The organism is Arsenicibacter sp. R0_47, from assembly GCF_057652235.1.
The window spans coordinates 271,097-292,621 of the sequence record NZ_JBYFCJ010000002.1 but is presented as its reverse complement, the minus strand read 5'-3'; the positions used below and the strand labels follow the sequence as shown (position 1 = coordinate 292,621).

Sequence of the window (21,525 nt, the reverse complement as noted above, 5' to 3'; positions counted from 1 at the left end):
AACCCCCTCATACTTTACTTCTCCAAAAACCACCCAGCGTGGGCGCCTCCCCCCCCCCCCCCCCCACCACTGTTAATACCCCTCACCAGCCCCATATGAACCTGCTCTTCATTTGCAGCCGCAACCAGTGGCGCAGCCCGACAGCCGAAGCGATCTTTCGTAATCATCCTGTCCATGAGGCCCGTTCAGCGGGTACCGAACCCTCTGCCCGCATCCGGATTTCGGCGAAATTACTGGTCTGGGCCGATCTGGTATTTGTCATGGAAAAACGGCATAAGCAACGGCTGACGGAACGCTTTCCGGATGAAATGGCCGGTAAAACCACAATCATCCTTGATATTCCGGACGAGTACGGATTTATGGATGAAGAATTAATCACCTCAATCGAAGCGGCCGTAGCACCTTATTTGTAGTCTCCTACACCGTCAAATTCCAGCCATCGCGGTAATCGCGTTTGACGTACTGGTTGGCCAGATCGTAGTTTGTCACCTTCATATTGGCCGCATCCCAGTAGAGTTTTTTCCGGCCGTTGTACCGGTCAACCGACCGCTTAGCCGTCGGATTATCGCGCAGCATCCAGCTGCGGATCGCCAGGTTACCAATCAGAATACTTTCCGTAAACGGAGCGGCGTACTCAAACGGTGAGCTGGTTTTTCCTTTGCCATAGCCATCAATACAGGCATTCACCCATTGCAGGTAATGATCCTCATCCGGCACACGGGCAATGGTTTCCGGAATATTCAGATACTGATTGTCTTTCAGCGGCAGCAATCGCGGATTAGCACCGTAGCAGTCGGCCATCAGCTTGCCTTTCGAGCCGATAAATAACACCCCGCCGTCGGAATTACCAAAACTCTCGCCCGGCAGTAGCTCTTCAGGCAGTTCGGGTAGCACACCACCATCATACCAGCTCAGCTTAATATCCCCTTTATTGTCTTTACGCGGGTAATTGAGGTGTATAGAGGTTGAAAACGGTGTCCAGTCAGGATTATCGTCCTGCGGGCGGAGGGTAAATGTCCATGTACCGGCCACGCTGCATTCCACCGAATTCGGATAATCGACGGGCAGGATCCGGAAAACCGGGTCGAGGATATGACACGCCATATCGCCCAGGGCACCTGTTCCGTATGGCCACCAGCCCCGCCAGTTCCAAGGCAGATACGCCTGATTGTACGGCACCTTCTTCGACGGCCCTAACCACAGATCGAAATCCAGCTCTTTCGGAATCTCATAGGTCTGGTCGGTCGGCATTGCCTGCGGCCAGACGGGCCGGTTTGTCCAGGCAAGTACCTTGTGTACATCGCCGATAATGCCGGAATTATAAATCTCCTGCATCCGCCGTACACCGTTACCGGACCCGCCCTGATTCCCCATCTGAGTAATGACCTTGTACTTTTTCGCCGCCTGCGACAGAACACGGGCCTCGTAGATGTCGTGCGTCAGCGGTTTCTGGGTATACACGTGTTTACCCAGCTGCATTGCCGCCAGCGTCGCGACGGCATGGGTGTTGTCGGGGGTTGAAATCGAGCAGGCGTCAATGTTTTTGCGTTCCTTGCTCAGCATTTCGCGGAAATCCTTGTAATACGTCGCTTTCGGAAATTTCGCCCGTGAATCGACCGCCTGCCGGTCATCGACGTCGCACAGTGCCACGATGTTTACGTTCGGGCTTTTGGCAAAGGATGCCAGATCACTTTTGCCCTTGCCCCCGACACCGATACCGGCGATGTTGAGTTTGTCACTAGGCGGAATATAGCCTTTGCCCAGGACATGACGCGGAACAATAAAAAACGAGGAAGCAGCCAGTGTCGAGGCCTTAATAAACTCCCGGCGACTGGTATTATCAGCCGCAGAATCCTGCTTGTTCATAAAGGAAAGGGTTATCCATACGATTGGTATACGCCTTCCGGCTGATTTTGTACTATCGGGGGGGGGAAAAATGGTTTATCGGCGGCCGAGCTCAATGGCCTGCATATCAGAAATCTGGCCATCGTGTAAGGAAAACCGGAGGCAGGTACGCATGACGTGAAAACCGGTTTTGCCGGCGGCGCCGGGGTTCATATAAAGCAGATTCCGCATCTTCGGGTCGCGGACTACTTTGAGGATGTGTGAATGTCCGCAGACAAATATATCCGGCGTATCAATCTGCAGGTTGGGCCGGACAATGGGGTTGTATTTGGGCGGCGTGCCGCCGATGTGGGTAATCCAGATATCAAAGCCTTCGAGCTGAAACCGCTGATGCGACGGCAGATCGCTTGACTCGCCGTCGATATTGCCGCAGACAACCCGCACCGGCTTGAAAGCCCTTAGCTGGTCTAACACAACAAGCTGACCCACATCGCCTGCATGCCAAACTTCATCACAATCATCAAAATGGCTGAAAATCTGCGGATCAAGATAACTGTGTGTGTCGGAAAGCAGGCCGATGCGGGTCATTAGTATACTGTGTTATGAATGGTTGTTGCTGCAAAATTAACCGTTCAGCAGCACATCTTTCATCTCACTGCGAATTCGTTTCTTATCAATTTTACCAACACTTGTTTTCGGAATCTCCGGCACAAATACAATCCGGTCCGGCACATACCACTTATTGATTTCGCCGGCTGTTGCCTTTGTCTGTAACTGGCTGCGCAAGGCTTCTGCCGATGCCTCAACGCCCGGCTTCAATACAACCAGCGCATAGGGCCGTTCACCCCATTTCTCGTCGGGCAGACCAATCACTGCCGCTTCGGCAACGCCTGTCTGCTGCGATAACAGATCTTCAATATCGAGCGACGACACCCATTCACCACCGGTTTTAATAACGTCTTTGGTCCGGTCAGCAATGTGTATCCAGTTGTCAGGAGTGATGCTGGCAACGTCGCCGGTATGCAGCCAGCCATGCCGCCACAGGTCTTCTGCACGCTCCGGTTCCTTATAATAGCCTTGTGTCAGCCACGGACCACGGGCCACAATCTCACCCAACGCCTGCCCGTCGTGGGGGACAAACTGCCCGTTATCGTCCATAAGCCGCATCTCTATAAACGGCGAAATCCGCCCGGCCAGCGTACGCAGGTCAACCTGCTCGTCGATTGGCAGCGGCCGTTCCTGATCGTTCAGATACGTTACCGACATAATCGGCGCGGTCTCCGACATGCCATAACCGGCATAGACCTGAATGCCCAGCTCCAGCGCGGCCTTTGCCAGCCCTTTGGTCAGCGCCGATCCGCCGATAATGACCTTCCATTTGCTGAGCTGCGGCTTAAACTGCTGCGCCGCCGGACTGCTGACCAGCATATTCAGGATCGTCGGTACGCAATGCGATAACGTTACGCCTTCTTTCAGCAGCAACTTCAGCAGAATTTCGGGCTCATAACGCCCCGGATAAATCTGTTTGGTCGACAACATAGTCGCCAGAAACGGAAAGCCCCAGGCATGCACGTGAAACATCGGCGTGATCGGCATATACACATCCGCCAGCGAGCTGAACGGCACCGCCTGATACCCGCAGACATAACTCATGAGGCCCATAGTGTGCATAAACAGCTGCCGGTGTGAGAAGTAAACCCCTTTCGGATTGCCGGTTGTGCCGGTCGTGTAAAACGTAGTGGCCCAGGTATTCTCGTCGAAATCCGGGAAATCGTATTCGTCGGACTGACCGCTGAGCAGGGCTTCGTATTCACCGGCAAACCCTTCAGGCACCGCCACCGATCCGCCTTCGGCATAGACCTTATCACTGATCACAATGATGGATTCAACCGTTGTCAGCTGACTTTTTACGGCATTCAGCAACGGCAGGAAGTCTTCATGAATCAGCACGACCTTGTCTTCGGCGTGATTCATGGTGTACAGAATCTGCGCCGGCGACAAGCGCACGTTGATGGTATGAAGAATGGCCCCGACGCAGGGTACGCCGAAAAAGCATTCGAGATACCGGTGACTATCCCAGTCCATTACCGCCACCGTATCACCGCCTTTCACCCCCAGACTGCCAAGCAGGTTGGCCAGCTGCCGTACCCGTTTATTAAAGGTCACGTAGGTCATCCGGAATAAATCGCGGTATATGATTTCGCGCTGCGGCTCGTATTTCAGCGATTGGGCCAATAATTGCTTGATGAGCATCGGCGGCTCATGGGCCGATGCCGTACGCGGGATTAGTTTTGTCGAGATCATGACCAATTAAGCTATACCAGGAATTTCTTGAATGAAAGCTATAGAAACAACGCGCATCAAGCAAGTATCTGGTACGTAAAAAGGCTGATCCGGACTAAAATGTGTATGAATTGCATAAAAAAAGCCACCCCTTCTTACCGAAAGGATGGCTTTTGTGTGTCGTTTTACAAGACCTAGAGCAGCAGTCCGGCCAGGGTGGCCGACATGTAACTGGCTAATGTACCACAAATCAGCGCCTTAAAGCCTAAGCGCGCCAGATCACTGCGGCGGCTTGGGGCCAGTTCGCTGATCCCTCCCACCTGAATCGCAATCGAGCTGAAGTTCGCAAACCCGCACAGGGCGAAGCTGGTAATGGCTACCGTTTTCGGATCCAGGGTATCTTTTAACTTGATCAGATCCAGGTAAGCAACGAATTCGTTAACGACCATTTTGGTACCCATCAGCGCACCGGCCGCCTGAATATCTTTCGTTGGAACCCCCATTGCCCAGGCAAAAACGGAGAACAGGTTGCCTAACAGAAAATTAAGGCTTAACTCCGGAAAACCGGCCAGTTCCCCTATTTTAAACAGAATCCCGTCGATCAGGGCGATCAGGGCAATAAACCCGATCAGCATCGCAATTACGTTGAAACCGACTTTCAAGCCTTCGCTGGCACCGGCAGCAATCGCGTCGAGCAGGTTCGCGTGGTTTTTCTTGATATCAACCTTTGCTGACCCCTGTGTTTCAGAGACTTCCGTTTCCGGAAAAACAATCTTGCTGATGACCAGCGCACCTGGCGCAGCCATGATACTGGCGGCCAGCAGGTACTCGGCCGGAATACCGAACGAGATGTAAATGGCCATAACGCCACCCGCAATACAAGCAAAACTTCCCGCCATTGAGGCCAGCAGCTCAGAGTTGGTCATGCCTTTCAGATAAGGCTTTATCATGATCTGCGCCTCGACCTGCCCCACGAATGCACTCGATACGTTTGATAACGCTTCGGCACCACTCACGCCCATCAGCCATTTCATGATCCGGGCCATAAAGGCCACGATTCGCTGCATGATGCCCAGGTGATAAAAAATATTTACCAGCACGGCGACGAAGATGATGGTCGGGATAATTTTAAAGAAAAAGATCGTTGGCTGACCGAATGTCTTGTTGAGCAGGGTCTCCCGTACCAGCGGACCGAACACGAAATCGGCGCCTTTATCGGCAAAATCAAGTAGTTTTTTCACGAAAGCCCCCAGGACACTGAACAGGTTCCGGCCAACGTCCGTTTTTAAGACAAAAATCGCCAGACCAAATTGCAGGCCCAGTCCAACTCCTACGGTTCTTAAATTAATTGCACGGCGATTATTAGACATCAATATGGCAATGCCCAGAATCAGGACAATGCCGATAAGCCCGGTGAAGCGCTCCATTTAGCGTTGTTAGATGATAAAAGTTTCAATTAGGTCCTGCGAAGATACAAAGTTTATGCCTTTACCGATGGGCTTTAGGAGAATACTTTGACAGACAGCCGGTCCTTATGGCCTTTTTTAGTACTTTTTAAAGACACCCGGACACGAAAAAGCCGTATGCCCGGGTAATCCCCGCATACGGCTTCAGCCTGAAAACAAATTATTCTTTCCTACAGGTTGGCAATCGCCTGCGCAGCCGATTCTTCAATCGGCTCTTCCGGCGTTTCCTCTTTTTCCGCTTCGTCTTTCCGGAAAAGGCACACCACATCCTTGATATCGTCCTCTGTCAGATCAAAGAAACGTTTCTGCGCGTTAAACGCCTCCTGCCCCTCTTCTACTTCACATTTTTTATAGTTGCCGTCCTCATTCAGTTCATACGCGTTGATATTGTCGCGCAGGTTGAATTCCAGGATTTGCATGCACTGCTTGCGAACCCTTGGATCGGCGAGGAAAAACAATGATTCAAGCCGCCGGTCGAAGCTGCGGACCATCACATCTGCACTGCCGCCGTAAATTTTCGGATTACCGTTATTGTGGAAATAGAAAATACGGGTGTGCTCCAGAAAGTCGCCCACGATTGACCGCACCGTGATGTTTTCGCTCAATCCGACCCGTTTTGGCCGCAGGCAGCAAATGCCCCGCACAATCAGCCGGATCGGTACGCCGGCCTGCGAAGCACGGTACAACTCGTCGATTACTTCCTTATCCTCCAGCGAGTTAATCTTAATACAGATACCGCTATCCTTACCCGCCTGTGCGTTTTCGGCTTCCGTCTGAATCAGCCGGATCAGCTGTTTACGCATGTCACGCGGGGCCGTAATCAGGTACTGGTAATCATTAGGCAGCGAGTGCCCGGTGATTACATTGAAGAACTCGGAAATATCGTGTGTATACACATCATCGGCCGTCAGCAGCCCGATATCGGTATACAGCTTGGCCGTGTCTTCGTTGTAATTTCCGCTCGACAGGTGGGCATACCGCACCACGCGGCTCCCTTCATTCCGGACAACCAGCAGCAGCTTTGTGTGCGTTTTGAAACTACTGATGCCATAAATTACGAAGCAGCCGGCTTTTTGCAGACGCTGGGCTTCGTGGATATTATTTTCTTCATCGAAACGGGCTTTTACCTCAAACAGCGCTGATACGTGCTTCCCGTTTTCGGCCGCCTTCAGCAGGGCATCCGTCACCCGCGAGTTTTTGGCCAGCCGGTAAATGGTCAGCTTAATCGCCAGTACGTTCGAATCTTCGGCCGCCTGTTCGAGTAGTTGCAGTACCGCCTCAAAATTGTTGTAAGGGTGATGCAGCAGAATATCCCGCTCCTTGATCGTCTCGAAAATATCCTTGATTTTCTCACGGCCTAATCCCAGCGGCGGCACCGGTGAGCGCTGAGCCGGCATATCGGCCTTAAAATCTGGATGTTTGATGATCTGCCAGAGACTGGTGAAATCAATCAGCGAAGCCGCTTCGAACAGATTATAATCGTCGATTTCCCACTTCTTTTTCAACAGATTGCTCATCCACTCCGATGCACCCGGCTCTATCTCAACCCGCACCACGCGGCCAAGTCGCCGGTTTTTGATCTTCTGCCGGATCTCGTCGATAAAGTCAGCTTCTACGTCGTCACTTTCTTCAAGGGTAAAATCCCCGTTACGCGTGATGCGGAAGAGGTTTACCGACAGAATTTCAACATTCCTGTAGAGCTTTTTGATATTATGCCGTACGATTTCCTCAATCGGCAAAAACAACATAATGGGGTCTTTGCCCTCCTCTTCCCGTTCAATGGTCAGGAAGCGCGGCAGGTTGGCCGGAATCTGTACAAACGACAACCGGTGATGGTCATCTTCCTCCGCAATCTGCTTTTTCCGGACTACTTTCGCATCCGGATTCTGGGTCACTACCCCGAAAATCAGCACCTTCGCCAATAATACCGGAAACGTATGGGTATAGTCATACAGCATCGGCGTCAGGGTCGGGTAAATCGTCCGGTCAAAGTAATGATCCGCCTCTTCCTGCTCCTCCTGACTCAGATCGCCATATTGTACTAATTGAAGACCGTTTTCCGGAAAGACCGGTAGCAGATCATTCATCAACAGGCTGTGCTGATCCTTATTGAACTGATGGGCTGCCCGGAAAAGTGCTTTTTTAAACGGCACCTCCCGCAAGCCTGAATAATCGATCCGCTCTTTGTTATAGTCCAGGTAATTATACAGACTTCCGATACGGATGGTAAAAAACTCATCCAGGTTTGAGGCGGTAATTGCCAGAAACTTCAGGCGCTCCATGATCGTCCGTTCAGGACTACGGGCCTGATCGAGCACACGTTCATTAAACTTCAGCCAGCTCAGGTCACGACTCAGGTAATTACTCTGATCGATAACACTGATTGCTTTATCATTGGCTTTTGCAGCCAGTTTACTATCCCCTTTTGCAGGTACCGGTTCCGCAGTACGCTGTCCGATACGGGAGATAAGATTTGTTACTATTTTATGTGGATTCATGCGAATACGTTTAGGATTTTTACAATTTCAACAGGCACAGTGCGCTTATGAAATGCATTATCGGATTTATCGTGTCATACACGCTTTCCGGCTGGTTATGCTGCCGTTTCACAAATATAACCCCTATAGGTAACATTTATTTCCTGCTGACTGCTAACAAATTGTAAAATTTCTATTTATCGTTTTGTTGTTGACCAATCATTCAGGAACGGACACACAGGGAGCATCTTGATTTCCGCTTTTTGCAGGCAGGCGTTGTGTGGGAAGAAATGGTATTAAAACAATAGTGGTGGCACGACTTAGCGTCGTGCCACCACTATTTCGCTTTTTGTTTCGGGCAACCACGTGGGGAGCGATCCCACGGTTGTGATGTATTATGTTTTGGGCGACCGCGTGGGGGGCGATCCCATGGTTGTGATGTATTATGTTTTGGGCGACCACGTGGGGGGCGATCCCATGGTTGTGATGTATTATGTTTTGGGCGACCACGTGGGGTCGCCCCTACGGTTATGGCGTATTATGTTTGGGGCGATCCCACGGTATTAAATATCGATCCGGGCGTATTTGGCGTTGCGCTCGATGAATTCGCGGCGCGGCGCTACATCATCCCCCATCAGCATCGAGAACACGTGATCAGCATCGGCTGCCGATTCAATGGTTACCCGCTTCAGGCTCCGGGTATCCGGATCCATGGTGGTACTCCAGAGTTGCTCCGGGTTCATCTCGCCAAGCCCCTTGTAACGCTGTACATGTACGTTTTCTTCACGACCGGCACCCGCAATTTCGCGGACAGCCGCCTCGCGCTGGGCTTCGGTCCAGCAGTACCGCTCTTCCTTGCCTTTCTTCACCAGATACAGCGGCGGTTGGGCAATATAGACATACCCATGCTCGATCAGCAGGCGCAGGTGACGGAAAAACAACGTCAGGATCAGCGTCCGGATGTGACTGCCATCCACGTCGGCATCGGTCATGATGATGATCTTATGGTACCGCAGCTTATCAAGATTCATCACCGTTTCGTCGCCAACGCGTTCCAGCCGGATACCCAGCGCCGTGATGATGTTCTTGATTTCTTCGTTTTCGTAGATTTTGTGCTCCATGGCTTTCTCTACGTTCAGGATTTTACCCCGCAACGGCAGAATCGCCTGGAACGCCCGGTTACGGCCCTGTTTGGCCGATCCGCCGGCCGAGTCACCTTCCACCAGATAAAGCTCGCAGTGGCTCGGGTCGGTGTCCGAACAGTCAGCCAGTTTGCCCGGCAGCCCCATACCGCTCATGAAGTCCTTACGGTCCGTCATGATACGCTTATAGGCGAGTTCGGCAGCAATCCGCGCCTGGGCCGAAATCAACACCTTCCGGATGATCGACTGGGCGATTTTCGGATTTTCTTCGAGCCACGTTTCCAGCATGTCCGACATCGCCTGACTTACGGCGCTCACGACATCACTGTTACCCAGCTTGGTTTTAGTCTGGCCTTCGAACTGAGGTTCAGCCACTTTCACCGAAATGACAGCCGTTAAACCCTTCCGGAAGTCTCCTCCGTCGAACGTAACCTTACCGGCATTTTTCGGCAGGTTGGCGGCGTTTTTATCGGCGTAGTTTTTCAGTACCCGCGTCAGCGCCGTACGGAAACCCTGCACGTGTGTACCGCCTTCGATGGTATTGATGTTGTTCACATAGGAGGAGATGTTTTCACCGGCCTCCATGTTATACACCAGGGCCACCTGAACCGGTGTGCTGCCCTTATCGCTCTCCATATACACCGGCTCCATGCCTTCGAGCGACGGCCGGCTTTGATCGAGGTATTTTACAAATTCGATCAGACCACCTTCCGACAGGAATTCGGTCCGGTTGATCGGCTCACCGTTTTCGTCCAGTTCCCGCAGGTCAGTCAGCGTAATCCGGATACCCTTGTTCAGGAACGCCAGTTCACGCAGACGGCCGGCAACGGTTTCGTAGCGGTAAACGGCTTCGGTAAAGATGCTCTCGTCCGGCTTGAAATGCACCATCGTACCGGTATCTTCAGCCGTACCGATCTCCCGTACATCGTACATCGGATGGCCCGTCTGATACTCCTGCTCGAAGATTTTACCTTCACGGTGTACTTCTACCCGTAAGCGTGTCGATAGTGCATTTACGCAGGATACACCGACCCCGTGCAAACCACCCGATACTTTGTAGGTATCCTTATCAAACTTACCCCCCGCGTGCAGGACAGTCATAACAACCTCCAGGGCCGACTTACCGGTTTTGTGTAAACCGGTCGGAATGCCCCGGCCGTTATCGCGGACGGTAATCGAGTTATCTTCGTTAATCGTTACGTGGATTGTATCACAGTAGCCTGCTAAAGCCTCATCAATGGAGTTATCTACAACCTCCCAGATCAGATGGTGTAATCCCTTTATGCCTACATCACCAATATACATCGCCGGGCGTTTGCGCACGGCTTCAAGCCCCTCAAGCACCTGGATATTACTGGCACCATAGTTACTCCGGTCGTTTGCGTCGGTCAGGACGTCTGTGTCAATTATTTCGTTTGTCATACCATTCAGTAGGATCAATAATCCGTGTGTACAGGTAGTGATGGTTCGTGCGTGTACGCTAGTTTAAGATTGTAAAAATACAAAAAAAAACGATCATTTCCTACCGGTTTTCGGGCGAACGATTCAATATACACGTTTTTTCAGCCAATAAAAAAGTCTGACAAAAAGCCAGACTTTTTTACCTTTTTCCGTTTTTCGTACTCTTTTACGGCTGTTTTGCAACCACCCGCCGGCCGTTACCCGCCAATCCGTTAAAATCCTAAAAAAATCTTATTCCTGTCCGTTGTTCGGCAGGATCGCGACCGGCCGGTTGGTCCGCAGTTCATCAACGGCTTTTTCCAGTTGCTGATCACGGCCTTTCGAGAGCAATTCCGGTTCATTCCGCACCAGTACATCGGGCTCTAACTGGGTATTTTCCATGTACTTACCATCCGTCGTAACCATGCCGACCTGCGGAATACCAAACACCAGTGTCGGGTCAATCTGGCTTTCCCACCAGACCGCCGTTCCGGTTCCCGGTACCGGCATCCCGACAATCTTACCGATTTTGTTGGCGCGGTACGCATACGGGAACATGTGGGCGTCGGAATAATTACTTTCGCCGACCAGCACTACCGATGGTTTTATCCACTTCCGCATCGGTTCGTGACCGCCTTTCTGACCGCGCGGCACCATCTCAATATACTTCTGTCCGCTCAGCAGGGTAGCCAGATCATCGTGCAGCCAGCCGCCCCCGTTGAAGCGTGTATCCACAATGATGCTTTCCTTGTTAGCACACTTACCCAGAATCTCTTCGTAGGCTGTCCGGTAGCTCGCGTCGTTCATGCCCCGGATGTGTACGTAGCCGACCTTACCGCCCGACAGACGCTCGGTTTCTTCGCGGCGGGTGCGTACCCAGCGCTGGTACCGCAGTTCATTTTCTTCTCCGAGCGAAACCGGCTTGAGCGCTTCTTCCCAGCGTACATTGGTCGCCGGATCATAGAGCGACAACAGCGTATTCTTACCGGCCTTGCGGTTCAGCAGCTGGTTGTGATCCACTGCCGCCGTGATCGGCTGACCGTCGATTTTTTCTACAATCACACCCGCTTTTACCTTTGAGGCCGCCACATCGAGCGGGCCTTTCTTAATCACTTCCGTAATTCTCAGCCCGTCGCCGGTAAACGACTGGTCATAGAATAGCCCCAGCGACGCGGTGGCATCCATATTCTGCTGCGGGTGTGCATAACGGCAACCGGTGTGCGAGGCATTCAGCTCACCCAGCAGTTCGCTCAGCAGCTCGGCAAAATCGCGGTTATTTGCGATGGACGGCAGGAATTTCCGGTACTCGTCCCGATAAAATTTCCAGTCAATACCGTGCAGGTCGGTCACGTAAAACTTCTTCTGCACCTGCCGCCAGGCATGATCAAAGATGTACGCTTTCTCGCCCAGATAGCTCAGGTTCATCTCTCCGCTGATCGTCACGGGTTCTTTTTTGCCCGACTCCGCATCAACTTTGGTAATGCCCCGCTCCGACAGCACAAACAGCGATTTACCGTCCTTGCTCAGCTCCAGTTCCGAACCCGCATCCTTCACCAGAATTTTGGTTTCTCTGGTGCGCAGCTCCGTCACCCACAGGTCGGAGGTTTTCTCGAAGCGGGCGAGGTAAAACAGTTTTTCACCGTCCTTCGACATGACGGCATCCGACAGGTCTGACGAGTGAATGGTCAGGCGTACTTTCCGATCATCAATGCCGTCAAGTTCCATTTTCAGGCCCGTGTCGTCCTTTTTCTCAGCAGCCACCGCCTTGCCTGCGTCTTTTTTGGCCGCTTCAGCCTTAGCCGCTTTGGCCGCATCTTCCTCCTTTTTCTCCTTTTCTTCTTTTTCCTTCAGCAGGGCAAAATCTTCTTTGCTGAGCTTAAACCGGTCAAACGCCTCTTTGGTAAAAAACAGCGCGTAGGCGTCGCCCTCACCGCCCCAGCTGCCGTGGTTTTTCATCCCGTCGCGGTCGGAGGTCATGATCAGCGCCTTGCCGCCCATCGACCATTTGGCGCGGCTTTCATTATAGCCGCTCTGGGTCAGGTTTACGACGGAGCTTTTCCCGTCGGCCGCAATCAGGCCGACATCTGATGAGAAAATGTTGTAGGCGGCAAAATCAACCAGAAACCATTTGCCGTCCGGCGACCACTGGTAGTATTGATCACCATCGGAATAGGAGTAATTTTTATCGGCGGTCAGGATCGTGCGCGTAGCTTTCATGGCCAGATTTACCACTTTCAGTACCACCCGTTCTTCCAGATAGGCAACCTCTTTACCATCAGGCGAAAACGCAGGCTGAAACTCCTCGGCATCGGTCGCAATGACCGGCTCCTCAGTCAGGACTGTTGACGAATAAAAATATGGCTCTTCCTTCCGGGTGATGGTGCTTTTGTAAATATTCCAGTTGTTGTTCCGTTCGGCGGCGTACAGCAACGTACGACCGTCGGGGCTGAAACTCACCGAACGCTCCTGCTCCGGCGTGTTGGTAATCCGTCGGGTAATCCCGCCTTCGACCGAGGTCACAAACACCTCACCCCGGACAATAAACGCAATTTCCTTACCGCCCGGCGACAAGGCCATTTCGGTGGCGCCGCTACTGACCGGCACAATTTTTTCGCTCAGTAACCGGCCGTCGTTCATGATCTGAACTGCCACTTTCTGCGGCTGACCGTTGGCCGACATTGTATAAATTTCGCCGTCGAAGCCAAAGCACAGCGTCCCGTTATCGGCCAGTGAGAGGAAACGCACCGGATGTTTAGTAAAGCTGGTCACCGCTTTGGTCTGCGAGGGATCGTCCAGCCGCATGCGGTGTACGTTGTAGGAGCCGCTTTGCTCGCTGAGGTAATACACAGTCTGCCCGTCGGCGGCCAGCACCGGATTCCGGTCTTCGCCGATGAAGTTTGTCAGTTTGGTATGCTTCCCGGCGGCCACATCGTAGGCCCACACATCGCGGGTAACCGACGACGTATGGTGTTTCCGCATGGCATCTTCATAGCCTTTGATGTCGTGGTACAGCAACGTGCGGCCGTCGCGGCTGTAGCGGGCCAGTTCGGCGGGGGTTGTCAGCTCCATTTTCGTCCGGCCGCCTGTTACCGGTACGCTGTATAATTCACCGAGCAAGCCTATCGGAAACTGTGCGTTGGCGGCATCGTCCGTACGGGCCGATGAGAAAATAATCCGCTGGTTATCCGGTGTAAAGTCAGACGGCAGGTCATTGGCCGAGTGAAAGGTCAGGCGTTTTGCTTCACCGCCGGCAGCCGGCATCACAAATACATCGAAGTTGCCGTACCGGTCTGAAGCAAAGGCAATTGACTTACCATCGTGCGACCAGACCGGCATGTAATCGTAGCTTTCGTGGATAGTCAGCGGAACGGCCTGACCACCTGCGGCCGGTACTTTGTAGATATCCCCCTGATAACTGAAAACGATGGTTTGCCCGTCGGGTGAAATGGCCGGATACCGCATCCAGAGTGGCTTCTGCGCATAGGCTGCCATCGACAGCGTAGCCGCCAGTAGCGTAAAGAGTAGCTTCATAGTGTTCAGGAATTGTGAGTTACCCTAAAGCTACAAAAAAAGCCGGACGCATCGGTCCGGCTCTCTCATTTCCCGCAACTATTTGTACACAAACAGCTTAGCTTTGCGTACCTGTATCTGTCCGGCCTACGTCTGATCCTGTCAGTCTTCAGGGAACGGCACGTAGACAAATCCGGCAAATTCGCCCTGCACCACAAAGAGGCAGGCGTATTCATCCGGATTCTTATAATTCTCCTTGAACAGATCAACCGACTCAGCACCAATGAGGTTGCGTTGTACAAACTCATCAATCAGGGTTGCCTTGTAATTCCATTCATTGCCTAAATCCCCGCTGCGGAATAGCAGCTGCCCCAGTTCAACTTCACGGCGGGAAGCTGTAAAAATCGGAAAGTCCGAAAAACCGCGCTTCCGGATCTGGTACGATGCTTCTTTCAGGTGGTCGGCCACCAGCACAAAATCGGCCGACACTTCGCCCATCAGCCGTTTGTTGATGTCGGGCGAGTTCGCATCGTCGAGTAAGGTATTTTCGTTACTGTGATGAATCATGTTCTTAAAAACGGGCGGCTAACAGCAATTCAAGATCCTTATACCGCATGTTGAATTTCTTAGCAATGTAGGCATTCGTCAGCGTGCCTTTATGACTGTAAACACCTTTCATAAACCAACGGTTCGCATACATCATTTCTTCGATGCCGCCGATGGTGCCGGTTTGCAGCAGAAACGGCAGAAAAACGTTGCTCAGGGCCATGCTTGCGGTCCGCGCCACACGGGAAGCAATGTTCGGTACACAGTAGTGAATAACCCCGTGCTGCCGGTAAACCGGGTGCTTATGGGTACTCATCCGCGACGTTTCAAAGTTGCCGCCCTGATCAATGGCCACGTCGATGATGATCGAATCGGGCTTCATCTGCGCTACCATTTCTTCGGTAACCACCACCGGACTCATGCCCTCTTCCGACCGCATTGACCCGATCACAACATCGGCGCGCTGAATGGCTTCGGTCAGTGTATCCGAATCGATAATGGCCGTGTAGATATGCTGACCGATTGAGTACTTAAAGCGCTGTAATTTATAGAGGTATTTGTCAAATACCTTGATTTCGGCACCCAGCCCGATGGCCATACGGGCGGCATATTCGGCCACGGTGCCCGCTCCCAGAATCACCACCTTCGTTGGCGGAATACCGGTAATACCGCCGAGAATAATACCCTGACCGTTGGCGCTGTTCAGGTATTCGCTGGCAATGAGCATCACGGTGCTGCCGGCAATTTCGGACATCGACCGGATAATCGGCAACCCGCCGCCACGGTCTTCAATGTATTCGTAGCCCAGGGCCGTGAGATTGCACTCGTTGAGCCGCTCGAAATACCGCCGTTCGTGTGCCGGCAGGTTCAGGGCCGAAATCAGCGTACTGCCCGACTTGATATACGAAAACTCCTCGTCGATCAGCGGTTCGATTTTCAGAATCAGGTTGGCCTCGTAGACCTCCTTCGCCGACGGGGCAATCAGGGCTCCGGCTTCGCTGTACTCTGTGTCGGTAAACTTAGCCCCTTCACCGGCTCCTTTTTCGACGATGACCTCATGCCCGTTTCTGACCAGAATCGCCACCGCTTCGGGAGTCAGGGCGATCCGGTTTTCCTGCATGGCCACCTCTTTCGGAAGTCCGATCAGTAAGCTGTTCTTGCTTGTTTTCAGGGCGACAGGTGCCTCCTGTGGATACAGCGCCGTTTGCTTGGCTAGTTCCTCGAATCCGGTCACTTTTAATGAAGTTTATAAGGGGGAAGCCAGCGCCTCAGTTGGCAGGCTAACCGACTTTTTGTGTTTCGATTGTACGTTTTCCAGTAGCATCGGCTACGATACTGACCGAATAATAGCTGGCCGGCCAGATCGATGTGATGCGCTCAGGCCATTCGACAAAGCAATAATCGCCTGAGTAAAAGTATTCTTCAATGCCAATATCGAGTGCTTCGGCTTCGTTGCGCAGCCGGTAGCAATCAAAGTGGTAGACCGATCCGGCCTCTTGTGTCGTGTATTCGTTGACGATCCCGAACGTCGGGCTTTGTACCACGCTGACAACGCCGAGTGCCCGGCACAGTGCCTTAATCAGCGTTGTTTTACCGGCACCCATTTCGCCGTTAAACAACCAGACCGGCCGGCCACTTCCTTCATCGAGTAAATGGCGCGCTACCTGATCAAGATCCGCCAATTGATCCATGTGCAATGTCATGTGACAAAGATAACCAAAAGAGAGGACAGGTAAGTAACGAAGTTGCCCCGAAATCGCCTGATCGGTCCGCAAGTAAACGTGTTGGCCCCGAAAAGCAAACTACCGGTTGGATGACGGGTAAAGAGTGCTTAGTTTCGGCCTTTACTAAGTGAATTTTTACCAGGAAAACGATTGCTATGCCTTCTCCCATTACTGTCGGCCTGATTGGTTTTGGCCTGTCGGGCCGTTATTTCCATGCGCCGTTTCTGCATACCAACCCCAATTTCGCGCTGACGAAGGTGGTTGAACGTCACCGCAACGACGCGCAGTTGTTCGACCCGTCGATCATTACCGTACGGAGCCACGAAGAGCTGTTTACTGACCCTGCTATTGAGCTGGTGATTGTCGGCTCACCGAACGACACCCACTTTTCGTATGCCAAAGCGGCTCTCGAAGCCGGTAAACATGTGCTGATCGAAAAGCCGTTTACTAACACCAGCGCACAGGCCCGCGAACTGCTCGACCTCGCGCAGGCGAAAGGGCTTATTGCCATTCCGTACCAGAACCGCCGCTACGATGCCGATTTCCTGACGATTCAGCAGGTGCTGGCGAGCGGCAGACTGGGGGACATCAATGAGTACGAAGGGCATTTCGACCGCTACCGGCCGGTCGTGCTGGACAGCTGGAAAGAACACGAGCCCGACGGCGGCGGCAACCTCTACAACCTCGGTCCGCACCTGCTCGACCAGGCTCTTGTGCTGTTCGGCGTTCCCGAAGCCGTTTCCGGCGACATCCGCATGATCCGCAAGGGCAGTACCAACGACGATTACTTCGAAATCCGGCTGTTCTACCCCGACAAACGGGTTATCGTGAAGTCGAACATGATGGCGCCGGAAAACCACCTGCGGTACATCATTCACGGGTCAGCAGGGTCGTTTGTGAAGTCAGGGCTGGATATTCAGGAGGAAACGCAGCGGAAAGACATTTTACCTGATACACCGGACTGGGGCCGCGAACCGGCCAGCCAATACGGCACGCTGACGACCGAAGCGGGTAAGGAAACGATTGAGAGTCTGGCGGGTAACTACCATACGTTCTACAATAATCTGGCAGCCGCAATCCGCGGGGAGCAGCCGGCCGAAGTACGGCCTGAACAGATTTATGCCGTCATCCGGATCATGGAGCTGGCGCGGCAAAGCAGTCAGGAAGGACGGGTACTGGCGTTTGATTAAAGACACTGTTCATCAGACTCTTGCTTAGATAGTCTCATAGAAAAGAGCAGGGCGGAGGTGACTCAGCCCTGCTCCGCTAATTCACCCGGCGCTGCTCGTCTTCCAGGCTGGTCCGGCGCTGGCGGATACCTTTCAGGTCGCGTTTGCCGAGGTTGTAGGTAAACGTCAGCCGCGCCACCCGCGTCTCCCAGCGGCTTGTAAAGCGGATGTACACATCCGGATTGTTGACATAGCCGCCGAACTGCCCTGTTTTCAGCACATCGCTGACGTTGAGTTTCAGGCTGGCCTTTTTCTCCCACAGGCTTTTCTGCAACCCGATCGCCAGCTGCCCGGTGCCTTTGCCCTGAAACATGCCATCGACAAACGGCGACCGGTAAAAGGCCACTACCTCGGCCGTGATACCGTATGGCAGTACCAGATTGTGGCTCATATTCAGGTTGGCGGCCACCCCTTTGCGGTCCAGCGACTTACCGAGCCAGACAGCATTATACTGATTTACAAAGATATCGGCCGACTGGCGCATGTTCCACCACTTTGTAATCGTTACCGGAAAACTGACACTCAGGTTGTAGTTGTTCAGCATACTCAGATTAACCGTCGTTTGCTTCAGGGCTTCGCCTACCTGTTCGTTTACCTGACTGATTACATCGCTGGTCCGGTTGTAGCCGAGCGTAATGCTGGTTTCGTTTTTGTAGGTATAACCTACCTCGAAGGCGTTCGTGTACTGCGGCCGCAGGAACGGGTTTCCCTCGTTGTAGGTATACGGGTCCATAACATACACGAACGGGTTCAGCGACAGGTAATTCGGCCGGTCGATCCGGCGGCTGTAGGCAAAACGCAGCTGATTATGTTCGTTCAGTGAACGGGTCACGAACAGGCTCGGAAACAGGTTGGTATACGCCCGCTCCACTACTTTGTTCATGGTGATGGAATTGCCCTTCGACTGCGTGTGCTCCATGCGTAAACCGGCCTGCAGTCCCCATTTTTTCCAGTCGCGGTTGCCGTTGATGTAGGCCGCATGGATTGTCTCATCATACATGAAGTGGTTGGTCCGGGCCGCATCCGGCACCCATTTGCCGTCGGTCAGTGTTTCGAATACCACATCGTTGTCCGATGTCACGTAGCTGCTTTTCCAGCCTGCTTCCAGCTTGCCCGTTTTACCGAACGGGTGCACATAGTCCAGTTTTGCGGCCCGGATCACCACATCCGAAGGCGGAATGTTACGCTGAAGCAGTGGCGCCCCGGTTTCTTCGCCGCCTGTCCGGAAACGCCGGGTAGTCATGTTGTCGGCGGGGCTAATGGCGACATGCGAGTAATCGGCGTCGAACGTCAGCTCCCGTGGCCCTCCTTCCCTGTCAGATTTGTCGAAGCTATGCCGGACATTGGCGTTCACAGCCATCCGGCCCATTTTCCGGGTAGAGGCGTTGATGAGCGTCACCAGACTTTGCTGCACCATGGCGTTATTGTAGACCAGGTTCTGGTTATCAATCTGCGCCTGATTGGCGTTAAACTGGCCGTTCAGCATCAGGCCGAAGGTGGTTTGTCTGGTGGGCGAAAAATCAATACCTGCCTTAACAGTCTGGTTATTCGACTCGCTGGGCCGGTAACCGAGATTACGGACCATCTGCCGGTTGTCGCCGGTTCCGAACTCACGGAGGGCATCTACCGAGCTGTATGTTTTCCGGTAATCGTAGTTATAATTACCAAACAGACTCCAGGGTCCCTGGCGGTGATTGAGCGTCAGTCCGGCCGATCCTTTACCAAAGCGCCCGTAGCCCGCTCCCAGCAGAAGGCTCCCGTTGGTTCCGTTGGCAGTATTGTTGCGTTTCAGACGAATGTTGATGATACCCGAGTTACCGGCAGCATCGTATTTAGCAGACGGCTTCGTAATCAGTTCAATGCTCTGAACGCTGTTGGCCGGTGTATTTCGCAGCAGGTTCATCACATCAGCGGCCGACAGGTAGGTGGGTTTGCCGTCGATCATGACCAGCACTCCATCGCGGCCTTTCAGTTTAAGTTGATCGTTCTGTGAATCATAAACGACTCCCGGCGATTTTTCCAGCACTTCGAGGGCCGTGCTGCCGGCCGAGGTAATGCTGTTTTCAACGTTGACGACTGTCTTATCAGGCAGTTGCTCAATAAACGGCTTTTTGGCCGTCACCTTCACTTCGGTCAGCGTTCTGTTGTCTTCGGCCAGTACCAGCGCCGGTACAGCAAACGCCTCGCCCGCTTTCAGGGTAAACACCGCCGAAACGGCCCGCTTGTACCCAACCTGTGAAACTGTCACGCGGTAGGTACCGGCGCCAACCTGTTCGATCAGGTACTTACCGGCGGCATCCGTGATAGCGCCCTTGACCAGAGTTGAGTCGGCGGCCCGTTGCAGGAGTACAGTTGCAAATTCAAGGGGTTTGCCGGTTGCGTCCTGCACCTGTCCGGCTACGGATGTTACCGGTTGCCGGGCAAAAAGCATTTGGGATAAAAGCAGGGTCAGCGCCAGGCTAATCCACAGGACCGGAACCAGTGAAAAGCGTATTTGTTGTTTACTGTATGCGTTCATGGTAGTTGTTGTTTGCTGCCACAAAGTTGGGCAATCGGGCAACGTCCATCAATCGCATGAAAATGTGAATCTGCCGTTTTTTTACCGGTTGTTCCAACCATCCCCGGCGGCAGCGGGTCATACATACGAACAACAATTTATTACCTCAATGTTGAACAGTAAACTCATTGCCGCCCTGTTGATCGGCGGCGCTCTGGCAGCAGGTTGCCAGAAGAACGACGACAATGCATCGCCACAGGATACCGTGTCAATCGGCAACAAGGGAGCCGCCCGTGTTGGTCAGGACATTACCATTAAAGCCGATAGCATTTCTGACAGCCGTTGCCCCAAAAATGTGCAGTGTGTGTGGGCAGGTAACGCCCGTGTAGGCTTTACGTTAAGCAGCAGTACCGCCAGCAAAAAAGATACGCTCTGTGTGGGCGATTGCCGTACTACTAAAGGCAGTGTGGATACGCTGACCCTGGGGTCTGACCGGTATCAGGTTACGCTTGTCGATGTTACGCCTTACCCGGCGACAACCGATCCAAACCCCAAAGCAGAAGCCGTTTTCAAGGTTGTGAAACTGTAACGGATAAAGTAATGCATAATGGATAATGGTTAATGAACAATGTATAATGTCCATCCGGCAACTTACTGTCCATTAACCATTATCAATCATTCATTATCCATTTTACATTATCCATTCCCCTCCCCCTCACACCAGCCCCTCCCGCATGGCTTTCAGGATGGCTTCGGTTTTGGAGTTGACCTGAAGCTTATCGTACACGCTCCGGATATGCGACCGGACGGTATCAATGCTGATGTGCAGTTCGTCGGCGATGAGTTTGTAGCTGTAGCCCGCCACCAGCCCCTTGATAATATCCAGTTCGCGGGCTGAAAGCCGGTAATCATCAGGTTGGGCAGCCGGTGACGGAGGCGGTTGCTGGAAATGCAGCAGTACTTTGCGGGCAATGCTGGCCGTCATGGGCGAACCGCCCCTGGAAAGGTCGAAAATAGCAGCGATGATGTCGGCCGGGGCCGTATGTTTGAGCAGATACCCGCTCGCCCCGTTGCGGATGGCGCGGAAAATCTTATCCTCATCGTCGAACACCGTCAGCATCATGATCTGCGTTCCGGGTGAGGCGGCTTTAACAATCGGCACGGCATCAATACCGCTGATGCCCGGCAAATCAATGTCCATCAGTGCCACGTCCGGCTGCAAACCGCGGAGGTCGTCCTGCACCTGCCGGCAATTCGGGAATGCTCCGAGCAGCTCCAGTCCGGGCGTCGCCTGAATCAGAAACGAGATCCCTTCGCGCAGTTCGCGGTTGTCTTCGTAATAAACAATGGTGATCGGTGGTGTCAT

Annotated in this window: 15 protein-coding genes; 3 read left to right on the top strand and 12 right to left on the bottom strand. The window is 52.9% G+C overall.

What is annotated here, in order from left to right; all coding sequences use genetic code 11:
* Positions 1–95 precede the first annotated feature (95 nt).
* On the top strand, positions 96–413 hold the full coding sequence (locus tag AC23NW_RS04580) for a low molecular weight protein tyrosine phosphatase family protein (protein WP_293842106.1): 318 nt from the start codon (positions 96–98) through the stop codon (positions 411–413).
* A 4-nt stretch (positions 414–417) separates the two neighbouring features.
* On the opposite strand, the gene AC23NW_RS04575 is transcribed toward AC23NW_RS04580, so the two are convergent.
* The 10 genes from AC23NW_RS04575 to tsaE form a co-directional block, all read right to left on the bottom strand.
* Positions 418–1,866 carry a Gfo/Idh/MocA family protein gene (locus AC23NW_RS04575; protein WP_487447997.1) on the bottom strand — a complete coding sequence of 483 codons (1,449 nt, stop codon included), beginning with the start codon at positions 1,864–1,866 and terminating at the stop codon, positions 418–420.
* 75 nt (positions 1,867–1,941) lie between these two features.
* On the bottom strand, positions 1,942–2,433 hold the full coding sequence (locus tag AC23NW_RS04570; RefSeq protein WP_293844498.1) for a metallophosphoesterase family protein: 492 nt from the start codon (positions 2,431–2,433) through the stop codon (positions 1,942–1,944).
* 36 nt (positions 2,434–2,469) lie between these two features.
* The gene (locus AC23NW_RS04565) at positions 2,470–4,149 is read right to left on the bottom strand and encodes a fatty acid--CoA ligase (RefSeq protein WP_487447996.1); all 1,680 of its coding nucleotides are present in this window, start codon (positions 4,147–4,149) and stop codon (positions 2,470–2,472) included.
* Between the two features lie 173 nt (positions 4,150–4,322).
* The gene (locus AC23NW_RS04560) at positions 4,323–5,555 is read right to left on the bottom strand and encodes a NupC/NupG family nucleoside CNT transporter (protein ID WP_293844503.1); all 1,233 of its coding nucleotides are present in this window, start codon (positions 5,553–5,555) and stop codon (positions 4,323–4,325) included.
* 209 nt (positions 5,556–5,764) lie between these two features.
* On the bottom strand, positions 5,765–8,092 hold the full coding sequence (gene ppk1 / locus AC23NW_RS04555) for a polyphosphate kinase 1 (protein WP_487447995.1): 2,328 nt from the start codon (positions 8,090–8,092) through the stop codon (positions 5,765–5,767).
* A 542-nt stretch (positions 8,093–8,634) separates the two neighbouring features.
* Positions 8,635–10,635 carry a DNA topoisomerase (ATP-hydrolyzing) subunit B gene (gene gyrB / locus AC23NW_RS04550; RefSeq protein ID WP_293835183.1) on the bottom strand — a complete coding sequence of 667 codons (2,001 nt, stop codon included), beginning with the start codon at positions 10,633–10,635 and terminating at the stop codon, positions 8,635–8,637.
* 270 nt (positions 10,636–10,905) lie between these two features.
* Positions 10,906–14,184: a S41 family peptidase gene (locus tag AC23NW_RS04545; RefSeq protein WP_487447993.1), complete on the bottom strand. Its 3,279-nt coding sequence runs from the start codon at positions 14,182–14,184 to the stop codon at positions 10,906–10,908.
* A 141-nt stretch (positions 14,185–14,325) separates the two neighbouring features.
* A complete protein-coding gene (locus AC23NW_RS04540) occupies positions 14,326–14,730 on the bottom strand; it encodes a hypothetical protein (RefSeq protein WP_293835187.1) in 405 nt (134 codons plus the stop codon).
* A 4-nt stretch (positions 14,731–14,734) separates the two neighbouring features.
* Entirely contained in the window at positions 14,735–15,943 is a 1,209-nt protein-coding gene (locus AC23NW_RS04535; RefSeq protein WP_293835189.1) for an alanine dehydrogenase, read from the bottom strand.
* A 46-nt stretch (positions 15,944–15,989) separates the two neighbouring features.
* On the bottom strand, positions 15,990–16,412 hold the full coding sequence (tsaE, locus tag AC23NW_RS04530; protein ID WP_293835191.1) for a tRNA (adenosine(37)-N6)-threonylcarbamoyltransferase complex ATPase subunit type 1 TsaE: 423 nt from the start codon (positions 16,410–16,412) through the stop codon (positions 15,990–15,992).
* Positions 16,413–16,588: 176 nt separating this feature from the next.
* Here tsaE and AC23NW_RS04525 point away from each other — a divergent pair, with 176 nt between their 5' ends.
* A complete protein-coding gene (locus tag AC23NW_RS04525) occupies positions 16,589–17,623 on the top strand; it encodes an oxidoreductase (RefSeq protein ID WP_487447991.1) in 1,035 nt (344 codons plus the stop codon).
* 76 nt (positions 17,624–17,699) lie between these two features.
* On the opposite strand, the gene AC23NW_RS04520 is transcribed toward AC23NW_RS04525, so the two are convergent.
* On the bottom strand, positions 17,700–20,180 hold the full coding sequence (locus AC23NW_RS04520) for a TonB-dependent receptor domain-containing protein (protein ID WP_487447990.1): 2,481 nt from the start codon (positions 20,178–20,180) through the stop codon (positions 17,700–17,702).
* Positions 20,181–20,328: 148 nt separating this feature from the next.
* Here AC23NW_RS04520 and AC23NW_RS04515 point away from each other — a divergent pair, with 148 nt between their 5' ends.
* The gene (locus tag AC23NW_RS04515; RefSeq protein ID WP_293835199.1) at positions 20,329–20,748 is read left to right on the top strand and encodes a hypothetical protein; all 420 of its coding nucleotides are present in this window, start codon (positions 20,329–20,331) and stop codon (positions 20,746–20,748) included.
* Positions 20,749–20,874: 126 nt separating this feature from the next.
* Here the strand turns inward: AC23NW_RS04515 and AC23NW_RS04510 are convergent, their stop codons facing one another.
* Positions 20,875–21,525 (bottom strand): response regulator, encoded by a 651-nt coding sequence (locus AC23NW_RS04510; protein ID WP_293835201.1) that lies wholly within the window; start codon positions 21,523–21,525, stop codon positions 20,875–20,877.